This window comes from Burkholderia sp. MSh2, assembly GCF_000731655.1.
GTDB lineage: Bacteria > Pseudomonadota > Gammaproteobacteria > Burkholderiales > Burkholderiaceae > Burkholderia > Burkholderia paludis.
The window spans coordinates 1-900 of sequence record NZ_JPGM01000152.1 but is presented as its reverse complement, the minus strand read 5'-3'; the positions used below and the strand labels follow the sequence as shown (position 1 = coordinate 900).

The window sequence follows — 900 nt, the reverse complement described above, 5'->3', positions numbered from 1 at the left end:
ACTGGTGGCGAAACAAGTTCGGCGGTATGGATGTGGCCGAAGCCCGTCGGCTCAAAGAGCTTGAATCGGAAAACGAGCGGCTCAAGCGCCTGATTGCCGAGCAACTGCTGGTGATCGATGGCCTGAAGGAGTTCAGCCGAAAAAAATGAATACCCCGACGGGCCGGCGCGAAGCGCTGGAAGTCCTGATCCGGCGGGGGCTGTCACAACGCAAGGCAGCCGTTACCTGGGCTTGAGCCGCCGGGTGCCGGCCTACAAACCTAGACAGCCGGAGAAAGATCGGCTTCTGGGCGAGCAGTTGATCGCAGCGTCTCGGGAGGTGCCGCGCTTTGGGTATCGACGTATCTCGGCCTGGCTGTCGCTGGGCGAATCGCGGGTGCGCCGCCCGTGGCGAGCCCTGAAGCTGAGTATCCCAAGACGGCGCCCGCGTCGCAGACGCTGCGGCAGCGACATTCGCCTGCCCGGCGCGACGCGGTCCGATTCGGTCTGGAGCTACGACTTCGTCCACGATCAGCTGGTAGACGGCCGGGTCTTGAAGATGCGGTGCGTTATCGATGAATACACGCGGGAATGTCTGGCGATCGAGGTCGGCGCCAGCCTGCGCTCGCAGGACGTGATTCTGGTGCTGTCGAGGTTGATGCGGTTGTATGGCAAGCCGGCGTTCATCCGGTCGGACAACGGTGCGGAGTTTACCGCTGCCCGTGTCATGCGCTGGTTGCGCGACGCGTCTGTCGGCCCGGCCTTCATCACGCCCGGTAGCCCATGGCAAAACGGTTTCGTCGAAAGCTTCAATGGCAAGCTGCGCGACGAACTGCTGAATCGCGAGTGGTTCCGCAGCCGTGCTGAAGCCAGGGTGCTCATCGAGCCATGGCGTCAGTTCTACAACGAGAAGCGGCCGCAT

1 pseudogene is annotated in these 900 nt (G+C 62.9%); it reads left to right on the top strand.

What is annotated here, in order from left to right:
* Positions 1 to 900: pseudogene (locus GQ57_RS37980) on the top strand (IS3 family transposase); the annotation flags it as partial.